General features: G+C 69.1%; 13 protein-coding genes. 6 read left to right on the top strand and 7 right to left on the bottom strand.

Annotated elements, in window-relative coordinates; all coding sequences use genetic code 11:
• Positions 1-228: 228 nt before the first annotated feature.
• The 7 genes from nadC to WKR98_RS13780 form a co-directional block, all read right to left on the bottom strand.
• Entirely contained in the window at positions 229-1,131 is a 903-nt protein-coding gene (gene nadC, locus WKR98_RS13810; RefSeq protein WP_124688576.1) for a carboxylating nicotinate-nucleotide diphosphorylase, read from the bottom strand.
• Positions 1,132-1,280: 149 nt separating this feature from the next.
• Positions 1,281-2,210: an NUDIX hydrolase gene (locus WKR98_RS13805; protein WP_124688575.1), complete on the bottom strand. Its 930-nt coding sequence runs from the start codon at positions 2,208-2,210 to the stop codon at positions 1,281-1,283.
• A 7-nt stretch (positions 2,211-2,217) separates the two neighbouring features.
• Positions 2,218-2,439 (bottom strand): hypothetical protein, encoded by a 222-nt coding sequence (locus WKR98_RS13800; RefSeq protein ID WP_087836870.1) that lies wholly within the window; start codon positions 2,437-2,439, stop codon positions 2,218-2,220.
• Between the two features lie 81 nt (positions 2,440-2,520).
• The gene (locus WKR98_RS13795; RefSeq protein WP_341433739.1) at positions 2,521-4,035 is read right to left on the bottom strand and encodes a 3-hydroxyacyl-CoA dehydrogenase; all 1,515 of its coding nucleotides are present in this window, start codon (positions 4,033-4,035) and stop codon (positions 2,521-2,523) included.
• A gap of 25 nt (positions 4,036-4,060) precedes the next feature.
• The gene (locus tag WKR98_RS13790; RefSeq protein ID WP_341433737.1) at positions 4,061-5,212 is read right to left on the bottom strand and encodes an acyl-CoA dehydrogenase family protein; all 1,152 of its coding nucleotides are present in this window, start codon (positions 5,210-5,212) and stop codon (positions 4,061-4,063) included.
• An 11-nt stretch (positions 5,213-5,223) separates the two neighbouring features.
• Positions 5,224-5,865: a TetR/AcrR family transcriptional regulator gene (locus WKR98_RS13785; protein WP_341433735.1), complete on the bottom strand. Its 642-nt coding sequence runs from the start codon at positions 5,863-5,865 to the stop codon at positions 5,224-5,226.
• Positions 5,866-5,963: 98 nt separating this feature from the next.
• Positions 5,964-6,668, bottom strand: a complete 705-nt coding sequence (locus WKR98_RS13780; RefSeq protein WP_341433733.1) for a riboflavin synthase subunit alpha — start codon at positions 6,666-6,668, stop codon at positions 5,964-5,966.
• A gap of 309 nt (positions 6,669-6,977) precedes the next feature.
• On the opposite strand from WKR98_RS13780, the gene kdpF reads away from it, so the two are divergent.
• From kdpF to kdpE, 6 genes are read left to right on the top strand one after another with little or no spacing between them, the layout of a single operon-like run.
• The gene (gene kdpF, locus WKR98_RS13775) at positions 6,978-7,067 is read left to right on the top strand and encodes a K(+)-transporting ATPase subunit F (protein ID WP_124688570.1); all 90 of its coding nucleotides are present in this window, start codon (positions 6,978-6,980) and stop codon (positions 7,065-7,067) included.
• On the top strand, positions 7,067-8,776 hold the full coding sequence (gene kdpA / locus WKR98_RS13770) for a potassium-transporting ATPase subunit KdpA (RefSeq protein ID WP_341433730.1): 1,710 nt from the start codon (positions 7,067-7,069) through the stop codon (positions 8,774-8,776). The genes kdpF and kdpA overlap by 1 nt, the downstream gene beginning before the upstream one ends.
• 20 nt (positions 8,777-8,796) lie before the next feature.
• Positions 8,797-10,923 carry a potassium-transporting ATPase subunit KdpB gene (gene kdpB, locus WKR98_RS13765; RefSeq protein ID WP_124688568.1) on the top strand — a complete coding sequence of 709 codons (2,127 nt, stop codon included), beginning with the start codon at positions 8,797-8,799 and terminating at the stop codon, positions 10,921-10,923.
• 24 nt (positions 10,924-10,947) lie between these two features.
• Positions 10,948-11,550 (top strand): potassium-transporting ATPase subunit KdpC, encoded by a 603-nt coding sequence (kdpC, locus tag WKR98_RS13760; RefSeq protein ID WP_341433727.1) that lies wholly within the window; start codon positions 10,948-10,950, stop codon positions 11,548-11,550.
• A 27-nt stretch (positions 11,551-11,577) separates the two neighbouring features.
• Positions 11,578-14,367, top strand: coding sequence for a sensor histidine kinase KdpD (locus WKR98_RS13755; protein ID WP_341433725.1), 2,790 nt, complete (start codon positions 11,578-11,580; stop codon positions 14,365-14,367).
• Positions 14,340-15,032, top strand: a complete 693-nt coding sequence (gene kdpE / locus WKR98_RS13750) for a two-component system response regulator KdpE (RefSeq protein WP_341433723.1) — start codon at positions 14,340-14,342, stop codon at positions 15,030-15,032. Before WKR98_RS13755 ends, kdpE begins: the two co-directional genes overlap by 28 nt.
• Positions 15,033-15,068 lie beyond the last annotated feature (36 nt).

Here is a 15,068-nt window from a genome sequence, read left to right as displayed (position 1 = left end):
ACCCTGCCGCAAGGCCCCTTCTTTTGGTCGGCTGCTTCGCTGCGCCCGCTTATGCGTAACCGCTGCTGAAACTGCCTCCCTCACTCTTCGCTTGCTTCGCTGCGCCGTTCGCGTTGCGTTGTTTGCGTCGAGAAAGAGACTATAGCACGGTTTTTCTGGCGTGTGCAACTCGCCACCAGGAAAAGAGAAGAAAGCCGCCCCTGTGGCTCCCTTCCCTATATATAGCAACTATGCCGGCGTGTGATCCAGCCCGATGTCCAGCACGCCCACGCTGTGCGTCAACCAGCCGATGGAGATCAGGTCCACGCCGGTACGGGCCACGGCCGGAGCGGTCTGGGGCGTGATGCGCCCCGAGGCCTCGGTCACCGCGCGGCCGTCCACGCGGCGCACCGCCTCGGTCATCGTCTCGACGCTCATGTTGTCCAGCAGGATGGCGTCCACCCTCAGCTCCAGCGCCTCGTCCAGTTGCTCCAGCGTATCGACCTCCAGCTCTATCTTCACCAGGTGCCCCACGCCGGCACGCGCGCGCCGAACCGCTTCGGCGACGCTGCCGGCGATCGCCACGTGGTTGTCCTTGATCAGCACCGCGTCGTCCAGGCCGAAGCGGTGGTTGGAGCCGCCGCCCACCCGGACCGCGTATTTCTGCACGATGCGCATCCCCGGCATGGTCTTGCGGGTGCATACCACGCGCGACCGCGCATCGCCGATGGCATCGACCACGGAGGCCGTCGCCGACGCGATGCCGCTCATATGGCACAGGAAATTGAGCGCGGTGCGTTCGGCCGTCAGCATGGCGCGCGAATTGCCCTCCACCACCGCGATGACGTCTCCCGGCCGGATGCGGCTGCCGTCGGGCTTGCGCACGTCGACGCGGATGTCCGGATCGATCAGGCCGAACGCCACGCGCGCCACGTCCATGCCGGCGACCACGCCGGGCTGGCGCGCCACCATGGCGGTGCGGCCGCGATGGCCTGCGGGCACGATGGCGTTGGTGGTCACGTCGCCCGCGCGGCCCAGGTCTTCCAACAGGGTGGCGCGAACCAGGGGCTCGATCATGACCGAGGGCAGCGGCGCGATGTCCCAGGCCTCCTGGGCACCCCCGGCATGGGCGCTGAGATTATTTATGCTCATTATGAGTATTTTCCGTTGAAAAAAATCGCGGCTCTAGCCGTCCTCTTTATGCTAAGTATGAGCATAAGGGCTGTCAATACGTGGAAACCTGAAAAATACGTTCCCGTGGCTTCGGGCCTGTTCTCGCCAAAAGGAGGCTCGCACAGGCCCTAGTTGCCGCGAACCAGCGGGAGCTTGCTGCCGCTCAGGGCGCGCTCCAGCATCACGTCGCCGCGGAAGCGGAAGAGCTTGGCCGGGCGCCCCGGCGTCTCGGTGGACAGCGCGCCGGTTTCCTCGACCAGTTGCTGCTGTTCGATGAAGCGGCGGAAGTTCTGCTTGTGCAGCGACCGCCCGGCCAGCGCCTCGACGGCCTGCTGCAATTGCAGCAAGGTAAAGGCCGGCGGCATCAGCTCGAACACCACGGGGCGGTATTTGATCTTGGCCCGCAGGCGCGCGATGCCCGTGGCCAGGATGCGGCGGTGGTCGTGCCGCATGGGCTGGCCCAGGTGCGGCAGCCCGGTGCGGCCGGCGCGGCGGATGGCTTCGTGCACCAATCCCGCCTCGAACAGGAGTTCGTAGCGCTGCAGGACCAGTTCCTCGTTCCAGGTACGGCCGTCCAGGCCGAAGCAGACCTCGGCCCGCTGCTGCCGGGTCCGGCGCTGGGCGGTATCGGCGCCCGCCCGGCACCATTCGCGCAGCGCGCCGTCGATCAATTCCCCCAGTTCGGCCGACGGCGCGCGCCGGTCTTCCCATGGGAAATAGCGATACCAGCCATGCCAGGCGGCATCGGCGCCGGAAACCGGCCCTTGCCGCGTCAGGGCCAGGTAGCTGATGGAAATGACGCGCTGCTCGGTGTTCTGTTCAGTGCGGTCGCGGTCGGCGAAGGTATATAGCTGCTCGACGTAGCCCAGCGGGTGGTGCGTCTGCTCTTCCACCCAGGCGCGCAGCCCGGCCTGCAGCGAGCGGTGGCCGGACTCGAAGGGGCCGGACGGCAGCATGCGTCCATCGTGCGTGGTCAGGACCAGCGGCTCGGCGTCGGTGGCGGCGACCAGCACCGCGACCAGCTCGGCCGCCAGGGGATGTTTGCTGGCGACAGTCAAAGGTGTCTCATTTCCTGCGCAAGTCGCTCCAGTCGGCGGTGGTAATGGCCAGCACGGCCGCCACCCAGGTCACCATCATCGCCAGCCAGCCGGTATAGCTGGGGTAGCCCCTGGACAGCACGTAGGCGCTGCAGCCGATCGCCACCAGCACCAGCCACGGCGCGCGGCGGCGGGCATAGCTGCTGCGCGTGTCCTCGGGCTGCCGGCGGGGGTCCATGAAGAGTCCCATTACATCCTCCATCAAACAGCGCCGCATTTTAGAAGATATGGCGCCGTCCCCGCCGATCTCTTTCGTGACCTCGCCTCGGCCCTAGCGGTCGAGCAGCGACATCCCCAGTTGGGCCCGGCGTTGCAGCCACAGGCTGGGCCGGTAACGCATGTCTCCGGTCACGCGCACGATGTTGCGCAGGATCTCGACGATACGGGCGGCGCCCAGCGCGTCGCCCATGGCCAGCGGCCCCTTGGGATAGCCCAGGCCCAGCGTGACGGCGCGGTCGATGTCCTCGGGCGTGGCGATACCCTGCTGGGCGATCTCGCAGGCGATGTTGACGATGGTGGCGACGATGCGCTGGGCGACGAAACCCGGCGAATCCTGGACCAGCGTCACCGGCGCACCGTCGGAGGAAAAGCGGGCCAGGGCGGCGTCCCGCCACGCCTGCCCGGTCAGCGGCGTGGCCATGAGCGTGCGGCGGCGCCCTTCCGGCAGGCCGTGCAGGACGTCCACCGCCACCGTGCGGCGGGCATCCAGGCCCTGGTCGCAGGCCGCCGTGGTGGCGTCCTCGCCCAGTGGCGTGACCACGATCAGGGCATCATCGCCGGGGCGGTCGCCCTGCTGCACCCGCGCCCCCAGGCGCTCCAGCAGTTCAACCACCAACGCCCGGCCCTCGGGGCGCGCCGGCGACACCCAGACCTCGGGCATAGGCTCGACCGAAGGCGGCGGCGCCTCGGGCGCGACCTGCTTCTTGCCGTCGGCATAGGCGTAGAAGCCCTGGCCCGTCTTGCGGCCCAGCAGTCCGCCTGCCAGGCGCACGGTGGTCAGCGGCGAAGGGCGGAAACGCGGCTCGTCGAAGAACTGGCGGTAGATGGACTCCATGACAGGATGCGAGACGTCCAGGCCGGTCAGGTCCATCAGTTCGAACGGCCCCATGCGGAATCCTGCCTGGCCGGTCATGATGGCATCGACCTGGGCGCAATCGGCCACGCCTTCCTGCAGTACCCGCAGCCCTTCGGTGTTCAGGCCCCGGCCGGCGTGGTTGACGATGAAGCCGGGCATGTCCTTGGCGCGCACGGGCGTATGGCCCATGCGGCGGGCCAGTTCGGCCAGCGCGTCGCCCACCTCCGGGTCGCTGCGCAGGCCGTCGATGACCTCCACCACCTTCATCAGCGGAACGGGGTTGAAGAAATGGTAGCCCGCCACGCGCGCGGGCAGCCGGCACGCCGCGGCGATCGCGGTGATGGACAGGGACGAGGTGTTCGAGGCCAGGATGCAGGCCTCGCCGACGATATCTTCCAGTTGCCGGAACAGCCCCTGCTTGGCGTCCAGCCGTTCGACGATGGCCTCGACCACGAGATCGCAGTCGCGCAATTGCGCCAGGTCCTCGCACAGGGTGAGCGCCTGGAACGCCGCCTCGGCCCGGGGCGCTTCCAGCTTGCCCTTCTGCACCAGCTTGTCCCAGGTGTCGCGCAGGCTGTCGCGCGCCGACGCGAGCGCCGCCTGGGCGGTGTCGTACAGGTAGACGCGCAGCCCGGCCTGGGCCGCGATCTGCGCGATGCCCCTGCCCATGGCGCCCGCGCCGACTATCCCCACGCTATTGATCAGTGCCATTTGTCCCTGCCTCCCTTGGCGGCCCTCAGGCCGTGTATGCCTTGATGGTTTCGCGCGCGATGACGAGTTGCTGTATTTGCGAGGTTCCCTCGTACAGGCGGAACAGGCGGACGTCGCGATAGAAGCGTTCGACCGCGTATTCGGCAATGTAGCCCGATCCACCGTGGACCTGCACGGCGCGGTCTGCCACCCGCCCCACCATTTCGGTGGAGAACAGCTTGCAGCAGGACGCTTCCAGCGTCGTCGTTTCGCCCCGGTCGCGCTTGCGGGCCGCGTCCAGCACCATGGTGCGGGCGGCGTAGGCTTCGGTCTGACTGTCCGCGATCATGGCCTGGATCAACTGGAAGTCGGCGATGGCCTGGCCGAACTGCTTGCGTTCGGTGGCGTAGCGCACGGATTCGGCGATCAGCCGCTCGGCCATGCCGACGCAGACGGCCGAGATGTGCAGACGGCCCTTGTCCAGCACGCGCATGGCCGTGCGAAAGCCGTTGCCCTCTTCCCCGCCCAGCAAGGCGCTGGCGGGCACGCGGCAATCGTCGAACACGATGTCGCAGGTCAGCGAGCCGGCTTGGCCCATCTTGCGGTCCGGCTTGCCCAGCGTGATGCCGGGCGTGCCGGCCTCGACCAGGAAGCACGAGATCGCGCCCGACCCGCGCCCCTCGCCCGTGCGGGCCATGACGGTGTACAGGCCGGCGATGGGGGCGTTGGTGATGAAGCGCTTCGTGCCGTTCAGGACGTAATGGTCGCCGTCGCGGCGCGCCGAGGTCCGCAGCGACAGGGCGTCCGACCCCGCGTCCGGTTCGGTCAGCGCGAACGAGCCGATCAGTTCGCCACTGGCCAGGCGCGGCAGGTAGTGGTCGCGCTGCTCGGTGGTGCCCGCCAGCACGATGGCCTGCGAGCCGATGCCGATGTTGGTGCCCGCCAGGGACCGGAAGGCCGGCGACGTGCGGCCCAGTTCCATCGCGATCAGCACTTCCTCTTCCATGTTCAGGCCCAGCCCGCCGTACTCCGGCGCGATGGACAGGCCGAACAGGCCCAGTGCCTGCATTTCCTCGCGCACCTGTGGCGGAATCACGCCGGTCTCGGCCACTTCGGCCTCGAGCGGAACCAGGCGCTCGGCCACGAACGTGCGCGTGGCCTCGATCAGCAACTTCAAGGTATCGGCATCCAACGACATGACAGTCCCCATTAGGAAGTGGCGGCCGGCCTGACACACAGGCCGGCGGATAGAAGTTCGAAATAGTCGAGCGCGATCTGTTCGGCCGTGCTGCCATGGCCGGGCTTGAACCAGCGCGCCATCCAGTTGAGCAGGGACAGCACGGCGCGCCCCGAGGTCACGATCTGCCCCGGCCGGAATACCCCTTCGCGCGCGCCCTGCTCCAGGATCCGGCGCAGCAGGCGTTCGTAGGCGTCGCGCAGCCGCGAGGCGTCGTCGCGGTAGCTGGGGCTCATGCCGCTGAAGCCCACCAGCATGGCGACGAAGCTCCAGTAATTGCGTTCCAGGTAGGCCGCGTGCGCCGTCATGAAGACGCGCAGCTTGTCCAGCGGGTCCGGCTGGGCGTTCACCGCCGGCACGACGGCATCGGTCAGGCCTTGCAGCGCCTGCAGGATGATGGCGTCGTAGATGTCCTGCTTGGTGGCGAAGTAGTGATAGATGGCCGGCTTGGAAACACCGATGGCGGCGGCCAGTTCGCCGATGGAGCTGCTTTCGTAGCCGCTTTGCGCGAACAGCTTCGAGGCTTCCAGCAGGATGCGCTGGCGCGCGTCGGCCACCACGGGCGGGCGGCCCTGGCGGCGCCTGGGAGCGGGGCGGGAAGCAGAGGTAGGCATGAGCGATCGCATTTACTTACCGAACGGTAGGTAAATAATACCAGCCACGAAAAGGACCGCAACCCTGGCAAACCCGGGGGCGCGGTCCTGGCGGCTGATTACTTCAGCGATTTGGGCGCGGGGAACAGGTCCTCGAGCTCGATCCCGCGCTCTTTGAGCACAGCTTCCAGCAGGGGCTGGAGCTTGCCCAGGCTTTCCTGCACGGTCTCGCGCACGGTATCGACCACCACCTGCGTGCCGCGCTCGATCTCGATGTTGAGCCGGTCGCCCACCTGCTTTTCCTCGAACGTGGTCATGCGCCGCGTTTCGGGAATCAGCCAGACCTCGAACCAGCCCTCGGTCCGGTTGACCTCGGCCACGGTCAGGCTGGCGCCGTTGATGGCGATGTAGCCCTTGGCGAATACGTATTTGCGGAAGGCCTCGGGAATGGTGAAGCGCATGACGCGGTTCGTGTCCGAGCTGCGGATGCCGGCGATGGTGGTGGTGAAGTCGACGTGGCCGGACAGCGGATGGCCGCCGATCTCGGCGCCGTCCTTGGCGGCGCGCTCGACGTTGATGCGCGACCCCACGCCGTATTCGGACAGCGTGGTGATGTTCAGGCTTTGCAGCATGACGTCGAACGAGGCGGCGGAGGGACTGGCGATGTCGGTGACCGTCAGGCAGACGCCGTCCACCGAGACGCTGGCGCCTATGGCCAGGTCCTGGCAGAAGCCCGGCGGGAACTCGAGCGTGAAGGTGCGCAGGCCCTCGCGGTCGTTCATGGCGGCGATCTGGGCGGTGCCCTGGATGATTCCGGTAAACACGATATTCCTCGGCGCGTGGGGATGGCGATCCCCGCATTGGTCATGGGCGATAGCTTAACGCGACGCCGCCCGCGGCGATTTTTACGCCATTTTTATACCCGCCCGCCCAAGCTATACCCCGTTTTTACATCCGCATCCTTACGCTGGCAGGCGTCGGGCATGGGGACGAAAAGGCCGTCCCCGCCCATCGAGGAGTCCGCATCGGCGGGAAAAAATGGATCTCATCTACCTGTTGGGCCTGGTCGTCATCGCGCGCGCGACCATCGGGCTGATTCAGTTCTGCGCGGCTCTGTCGCAAGGAGAAACGCCATGACCTGGCTGCACCTGGCCGGCGCCGTGGCGGCCGCGGCCCTGTTCGTCTATCTGCTCGTCGCCCTGTTCCAGGCGGAGAAATTCTGATGGATACCAAGCTGCTCCTTCTGCTGGCGCTTTATCTCGCGGTCCTCCTGGCGGTCGCGCCCTTCCTGGGCCGCTACATCCGCCTCGCCATGGATGGCGGCCCGTCGCGATGGACCGCCTGGGGCCGCCCGGCCGAACGCCTCATCTACCGGTTTGCCGGCATCGACCCGGCCCTGGAAACGGGCTGGAAAGCCTATGCCGTGGCCGCCGTGGCCTTCAACCTGGTCGGCCTGGTCGGCCTGTATGCGCTGCAACGCGTGCAGGGATGGCTGCCGCTGAACCCCGCCGCGCTGGGTGCGGTGGCGCCGGACTCGGCCCTGAACACGGCGGTGAGCTTCGTCACCAATACGAACTGGCAGGGCTACGCCGGCGAGACGACCATGAGCTATCTGACCCAGATGCTGGGCCTGGGCGTGCAGAACTTCGTGTCCGCGGCCACCGGCATCGCCGTGCTGTTCGCGCTGATGCGCGGACTGGCGCGGCACAGCGCGGGCACCGTCGGCAACTTCTGGGCCGACCTGGTGCGCTCGACGCTGTACGTGCTGCTGCCCTTGTCGCTGCTGCTCGCGCTGTTCCTGGTCAGCCAGGGCGTGATCCAGAACTTCGACGCCTACCAGACCGTGCATACGCTGGAGGGCGCGTCGCAGACCCTGCCCATGGGACCGGTGGCCTCGCAGGAAGCCATCAAGCTGCTGGGCACGAACGGCGGCGGCTTCTTCAACGCGAATTCCGCGCACCCCTTCGAAAACCCCACGGCGGCCAGCAACTTCCTGGAGATGCTGGCGATCTTCCTGATCCCCGCCGCGCTGTGCATGGCCTTCGGGGAACTGGTGGGCAGCCGCGCCCAGGGGGCGGCGATCCTGGCCGCGATGACGGTGCTGTTCGTGCTGTTCGCGCTCGCCACCGGCTACTTCGAACAACACGCCAACCCCATGCTGGCGCAGCCGGGCATCGATGCCGCGCCCTCCGCGCTGTCGGCCGGCGGAAACATGGAAGGCAAGGAAAGCCGGTTCGGCATCGCCGCCAGCGCCCTGTTCGCGGTGGTCACCACGGCGGCCTCCTGCGGCGCGGTCAACACGATGCACGATTCGCTGACGGCGATGGGCGGTTTCTCGCCCCTGCTGCTGATGCAGCTGGGCGAAGTGGTGTTCGGCGGCGTCGGCTCCGGCCTGTACGGCATGCTGGTCTTCGCCATCACCGGCGTGTTCATCGCCGGCCTGATGATCGGCCGCACGCCCGAATACCTGGGCAAGAAGATCGAAAGCCACGACATGAAGATGGTGGCCATCGTGCTGCTGGCCACGCCGCTGCTGGTGCTGCTGGGCACGGCGGCGGCCGTCTCTCTGCCCGGCGGACAGGCGGGCATATTCAATCCGGGCGCCCACGGTTTCTCGGAAGTGCTGTACGCGCTGTCCTCGGCCGCCAACAACAACGGCAGCGCCTTCGCCGGCCTGTCCGCCAACACGCCCTTCTACAACGTGCTGCTGGCGCTGGCGATGTGGTGCGGCCGCTTCGGGATCATCGTGCCGGTCCTGGCCCTGGCCGGATCGCTGGCCGCCAAGCGGCGCATCCCCGCGGGCCCGGGCACCATGCCCACCACCGGGCCGCTGTTCGTCGCGCTGCTGATCGGCGCCGTGCTGATGGTGGGCGCGCTGACCTACATCCCCGCGCTGGCCCTGGGGCCGGTGGCGGAACACCTGCAACCCTGAACGCCTGGACGGGCATCATCATGTCTACGCATCTGGAACCTTCCCTTCCCCACCCCGCCGCCGCGGCGCCTGCCCCGCGCGCCCGGTCGGGCATCCCGCTCGGCGCGGCCCTGAAAGAAAGCCTGCTCAAGCTGCGGCCCTCGACCCAGGTCCGCAATCCGGTGATGTTCACCGTGTACGCGGGCAGCATGCTGACCACCCTGCTGTGGATCGCGGGCCTGTTCGGCCACGCCGATGCCGACACCGGCTTCATGTTCGCCGTCTCCGCCTGGCTGTGGTTCACCGTGCTGTTCGCCAACTTCGCCGAGGCGCTGGCCGAAGGGCGCGGCAAGCAGCAGGCGGCCGCGCTGCGCGGACTGCGCACCACCGTGATCGCCCGGGTCGTTGCCGGCGTGCCGGCCGGCACACCGGCAACGGCCGAGGCCTACCGCGGCCACGTCGCGGAACGTCCGTCGGGCAGCCTGCGCAAGGGCGACGTCGTGCTGGTCGAGGCGGGCGGCACCATACCGGGCGACGGCGAGATCATCGCCGGCATCGCCTCGGTGGACGAAAGCGCCATCACCGGCGAATCGGCGCCGGTCATCCGCGAGGCCGGCGGCGACTTCTCGTCGGTGACGGGCGGCACGCGCGTGCTGTCGGACTGGATCATCGTACAGGTCGCGGCCAACCCCGGCGAAAGCTTCCTGGACCGCATGATCGCGATGGTGGAAAGCGCGCGGCGCCAGAAGACCCCGAACGAGATCGCCCTGAACATCCTGCTGGTGGGCCTGACGCTGGTCTTCCTGCTGGTCGTCGCAACCCTGCTTCCCTTCTCGTTCTTCGCCATTTCCGCCGCCGGCCAGGGAACGGCCATCGCCATCACCGCGCTGGTCGCGCTGCTGGTCTGCCTGATCCCGACCACCATCGGCGGCCTGCTCTCGGCGATAGGCGTGGCCGGCATGAGCCGCATGATGCGCGCCAACGTGATCGCCACCTCGGGCCGGGCCGTGGAAGCGGCCGGCGACGTGGACGTGCTGCTGCTGGACAAGACCGGCACCATCACCTTCGGCAATCGCCAGGCCAGCGCCTTCCACCCGGCGCCCGGCGTGGCGGCCGACGTCCTGGCGCGCGCCGCCTGCCTGGCCTCGCAGGCCGACGAGACGCCCGAAGGCCGCAGCATCGCCGCGCTGGCGGCCCGCCAGTTGGGCCAGGCGCCCGAGGCGGCCGCCGGCGCGGTCTTCGTTCCCTTCTCGGCCCATACCCGCATGAGCGGCGTGGACCTGGCGGACCGCCGCGTACGCAAGGGCGCGGTCGACGCGATACAGGCCTGGCTGGCCGGACAGGGCGCCGCGCTGCCCGAGGCCGTCGCGCGCGCGGCCGACGATGCGGGCCGGCGCGGCAGCACGCCGCTGGTGGTGTGCGACGGCCGGGCGGCGCTGGGCGTGGTCGAACTCAAGGACATCGTCAAGCCCGGCATGCGGGAACGGTTCGGAGAACTGCGCCGCATGGGCATCAAGACCGTGATGATCACCGGCGACAACAAGCTCACGGCGGCGGCCATCGCCGCCGAGGCCGGCGTGGACGACTTCCTGGCCCAGGCCACGCCCGAAGCCAAGCTGGCGCTGATCCGCCGCTACCAGGCCGACGGCCGGCTGGTGGCCATGACCGGGGACGGCACCAACGACGCCCCCGCGCTGGCGCAGGCCGACGTCGCGGTGGCGATGAATTCCGGCACCCAGGCCGCCAAGGAAGCCGGCAACATGGTCGACCTGGACTCGGATCCGACCAAGCTGATCGAAGTGGTCGAGACCGGCAAGCAGATGCTGATGACGCGCGGCGCGCTGACCACCTTCAGCATCGCCAACGACGTGGCCAAGTATTTCGCGATCATTCCCGCTGCCTTCGCCGGCGTCTACCCGCAACTGGCCGCGCTGAACGTCATGCGCCTGGCCTCGCCGTCGTCGGCCATCCTGTCGGCCGTGATCTTCAACGCGCTCATCATCATCGTGCTGATCCCGCTGGCCTTGAAGGGCGTGCGCTACCGGCCGCTGGGCGCGGCCGCGCTGCTGCGCCGCAATCTGCTGGTGTATGGACTGGGCGGCCTGCTGGTGCCCTTCGCCGGCATCAAGCTGATCGACATGATCCTGGCCGCGGCCGGACTCGCCTGATCCTCCCGATTCCCGGAGACTTTCATGACCCCTGCTTCCTCTCCCGCCCGTCAACGCGTGCTGCGCCCCGCCCTGGCCGTGTTCGCGGCGCTCTCCGTCGTTACCGGCCTGCTCTATCCGCTGGCCACCACCGCCCTGGCCCGGCTGGCGTTCGCGCACCAGGCGGACGGATCGCTCGTCCAGTCGGGGGGAACGACGGTCGGCTCGGCGCTGATCGGCCAGTCGTTCACCGCGCCCCGCTATTTCTGGGGCCGTCCCTCGGCCACCGCCGACCGCCCGTACAACGCGCAAGCATCCGGCGGTTCCAACCTCGGGCCGAGCAATCCCGACCTGGCGCGCCTGGCCGGCGAGCGCGCCCTGGCGCTGCGGCGGGCCGACCCCGGCAACACGGCGCTGATCCCGGTGGACCTGGTTGCCGCTTCGGGCAGCGGCCTGGATCCTCACATCAGCGTGGCGGGCGCCCGCTACCAGGCGCCGAGGGTGGCACGCGAGCGCGGGCTGTCCTCGGACGAGGTGGAAAAACTGATCGCCGCGCATACGCAGCGGCCGTTCATCGGCATACTGGGCGAACCCGTGGTAAACGTACTCCAGCTCAACCTCGCGCTGGACCGGCTGCCCCGCTCCTGATCCGCCGTCCGCGCCCAGACCCCACACATGGCATCCGCCGCCCCCGGCCGTCCCGACCCCGATACCCTGCTCAGGAACCTCGATGCCGCCGGGCGGCCGGCCGCGCGCGGCCGGCTGCGCATCTATTTCGGCGCCTCGGCCGGCGTCGGCAAGACCTACGCCATGCTGGAGGCCGCGCGCCACCGGATGGAGCAAGGCGCGGACGTGGTGGCCGGCGTCGTCGAGACGCACGGGCGCAAGGAAACGATGGCCCTGCTGGCCGGCATCCCTGCCCTGCCCCTGGCCGAGATCCGCTACCGCGAACGGGTGTTGAAGGAATTCGACCTGGACGGCGCGCTGGCGCGGCGGCCCGCCCTGGTGCTGGTGGACGAACTGGCTCACTCGAACGTCCCCGGGTCGCGCCACGACAAGCGATGGCAGGACGTGCACGAACTGCTCGCCGCCGGCATCGACGTCTGGACCACGCTGAACGTGCAGCATCTGGACAGCTTGAACGAAGCGGTGGGCGGCATCACCGGCGTGCGGATACGGGAGACCGTGCCCGACGCCGTGTTCGACGGCGCCGCCGAAATCATCCTGGTCGACACATCGGCCGACGAGCTGCTGCGCCGCCTGCGCCAGGGCAAGGTATACCTGCCCGAGCAGGCCCGGCACGCCGCCGGCCATTTCTTCCGCAAGGGCAACCTGATCGCGCTGCGCGAACTGGCCCTGCGGCGTACCGCGGAACACGTGGACGACGACGTCCAGGCCTACCGGCTGGACCGGGCCATCACGGATATCTGGCGCACCCGGGAAGCCGTCCTTGCCTGTATCGCCGCCGACGATGCCGGCCACGTGGTGCGCAACGCGCATCGCCTCGCCCAGCGACTCGATTGCGAACTGCACGTGGTCACCATCGAGAGCCTGCGCGTCCAGCCCCAGCCGGCTTCGCGGCACGACACCCTGCGGCGCGTGCTGGCGCACGCCGAGTCGCTGGGCGCCCGCACCGAGGTCCTGGGCGGCACCGATCTGGTCGAGGCCGTGGTGCGCTACGCGCGGCGCCACAACATCACCAAGGTGGTGCTGGGCCGCACCGCGCCGGGTGGCCTGCGGCGCCTGCGCCTGTCGCTGTCGGGCCTGCTGTCGCGGCTGCTGGCGCCGGGCTGGATCTGGCACCGCCACAGCTTCGCCGACCTGTTGGCGGCCGCCTGCCCGGAAATCGACGTGATCCGCATCGCCGCGCCACCCCTGCCCGCGCCGGCGCGCGCGGCGGCAACGGCGCGGGCCGGCGAGCGACAGCCGCGCGGCGCCTCCCGCCTGCCGGCCTATCTCTGGGCGCTGGTGTATTGCGGCGCCGCGGCCGCGCTGTCCTCGCTGGCCTTCCCGGTGCTGCACCAGACCAACATCGTCATGCTGTTCCTGCTGGCGGTGATCGGGGTGGCGCTGCGCCACGGCCGCGGGCCGGCCGCCCTTGCTTCGCTGGTCAGCGTCGGGCTGTTCGATTTCCTGTTCGTCCAGCCCCTGTGGTCCTTCGCGATCTCCGACATCCAGTACGCGCTGACCTTCCTCGTCCTGCTGGCGGCGGGGCTCGTGGTCGGGCAGTTGACCGCGGGGCTGCGCCTGCAGGCCGAAACCTCGGTCCGCCGCGAGGCCGAGGCGCACGGACTGTACGAATTCGCGCGCGAGCTGTCGTCGGCGCTGCAGCCGGAACAGATCGTCGAAGCCACGTCCTCGTATGTCCGCGCGGCCTTCGACACCCACTGCGTGCTGTACGTCCTGGACACCGCCGACCGGCTGCTGTCCGCGACCCCGGCCGATGCCTCCACGGGGCTGGAGCCGGCTCTGGCGCAATGGGCCTACGACCACGGGCAGCCCGCCGGCGCCGGCACGGCCACGCTGTCCACCAGCGCCTTCTACTACCTGCCCCTGCAGGCTTCGATGCGCACGCGCGGCGTGCTGGCGATCGCCTGTGGCGGCCGCCCCGACCTGGACGACGCCGAAAGCCGCCGGCAGATGGCGGCCTACGGCACGCTGGTGGCCATTGCGCTCGAACGCCTGCACTATGTGGAAGTCGCCCAGCATGCGCTCTTGAACGTCGAGTCCGAGAAACTGCGCAACTCGCTGTTGTCCGCCGTCTCGCACGACCTGCGCACGCCGCTGACCAGCCTGGTCGGCACATCGGAGACCTTGCAGCGGCAGCATCCCGAACTGCCGCGCGGGGTGCGCGACGCGCTGCACGGGCTGACGGTGCAGGCCCGCCGCATGCACGCCATGGTGGACAACATCCTCGACATGGCCCGGCTGCAGAGCGGCGATGCGCCGCTGCACCGCGAATGGCAGTCCATCGAGGAACTGGTCGGATCGGCGCTGGCCTACATGCGCGATGCCCTGGGCCAACGACGCGTCGCCGTGGGCCGCCTGTCCGACCTGCCATTGGTGGAATGCGACGGCGTCCTGATCGAACGCGTGCTGTGCAACCTGCTCGAGAACGCCATCAAGTACACCCCCGAGTCCAGCACCCTGCGCATCGACGCCGAAATCCGCGGCGACCGGCTTGCCACGCTGGTGACCGACGATGGCCCCGGCGTACCGCCAGACATCGCGGACCGCATCTTCGACAAGTTCGCCCGCGGCGAACGCGAATCGTCCACGCCAGGCGTAGGCCTGGGCCTGGCCGTCTGCCAGGCCATCATCCGCGCCCACGGCGGCGACATCGGGCTCGAAGCCGCGCCGGGCGGACGCGGCGCGCGTTTCGCGTTCACCCTGCCCCTGGGCACGCCGCCGGACATCCATCCCGAACCGGACACGCCATGTTCGACTACCGACCCAACATCCTGATCATCGAAGACGATGCGGCCATCCGCCGCTTCGTTCGCACCGCCCTGGAGGGCGAAGGCGCCGCGATCTTCGAGGCCGAGACCGTGCAGCGCGGACTGATCGAGGCCGGAACCCGGCACCCCGACCTGGTCATCCTGGACCTGGGCCTGCCCGATGCCGACGGCATGACGCTGATCCCCGAGCTGCGCGGCTGGACCGAAGTGCCGGTACTGGTGCTGTCGGCCCGCGACGCCGAAAGCGACAAGATCGGCGCGCTGGACGCCGGTGCCGACGACTATCTGAGCAAGCCCTTCGGCGTGGGCGAACTCCTGGCGCGGGTGCGGGTTCTGCTGCGCCGGCACGCGCGCGGGGGAGCCGGCCAGCCGGCGGAAATCCATTTCGGCGAAGTCACCCTGGATTTCGCCCGGCGCACCGTGACCCGCGGCGGCGAGGCCGTGCACCTGACCAACCGCGAATACCGCCTGCTCGCCACTTTGGCGGCGCACCGCGGCAAGGTCCTGACGCACCGCGAACTCCTGCGCGAGGTGTGGGGTCCGGCCTACGTCGGCAACAACCATTATCTGCGCATCTACATGGGCCATCTCAGGCAGAAACTCGAGGCCGACCCGGCTCAGCCGGCCTACCTGCTGACGGAGGTCGGCGTCGGCTACCGTTTCGCCGGCTGAACACCCTGGCGGCATCGCGCGCGCAAACGTGAACGA

This window comes from Pigmentiphaga sp. YJ18 (genome assembly GCF_038066655.1).
Classification (GTDB): Bacteria; Pseudomonadota; Gammaproteobacteria; order Burkholderiales; family Burkholderiaceae_B; genus Pigmentiphaga.
Note: the sequence above shows the minus strand (reverse complement) of the source record. Positions and strands in the feature narration are given on the sequence as shown.

Coding starts and splice junctions, on each gene's coding strand:
- kdpA (WP_341433730.1), top strand. CDS start 7,067: ATGGATACCAAGCTGCTCCTTCTGCTGGCGCTTTATCTCGCGGTCCTC.
- kdpE (WP_341433723.1), top strand. CDS start 14,340: ATGTTCGACTACCGACCCAACATCCTGATCATCGAAGACGATGCGGCC.
- WKR98_RS13800 (WP_087836870.1), bottom strand. CDS start 2,439: ATGGGACTCTTCATGGACCCCCGCCGGCAGCCCGAGGACACGCGCAGC.
- WKR98_RS13790 (WP_341433737.1), bottom strand. CDS start 5,212: ATGTCGTTGGATGCCGATACCTTGAAGTTGCTGATCGAGGCCACGCGC.
- kdpC (WP_341433727.1), top strand. CDS start 10,948: ATGACCCCTGCTTCCTCTCCCGCCCGTCAACGCGTGCTGCGCCCCGCC.
- WKR98_RS13785 (WP_341433735.1), bottom strand. CDS start 5,865: ATGCCTACCTCTGCTTCCCGCCCCGCTCCCAGGCGCCGCCAGGGCCGC.
- nadC (WP_124688576.1), bottom strand. CDS start 1,131: ATGAGCATAAATAATCTCAGCGCCCATGCCGGGGGTGCCCAGGAGGCC.
- kdpF (WP_124688570.1), top strand. CDS start 6,978: ATGACCTGGCTGCACCTGGCCGGCGCCGTGGCGGCCGCGGCCCTGTTC.
- WKR98_RS13755 (WP_341433725.1), top strand. CDS start 11,578: ATGGCATCCGCCGCCCCCGGCCGTCCCGACCCCGATACCCTGCTCAGG.
- kdpB (WP_124688568.1), top strand. CDS start 8,797: ATGTCTACGCATCTGGAACCTTCCCTTCCCCACCCCGCCGCCGCGGCG.
- WKR98_RS13795 (WP_341433739.1), bottom strand. CDS start 4,035: ATGGCACTGATCAATAGCGTGGGGATAGTCGGCGCGGGCGCCATGGGC.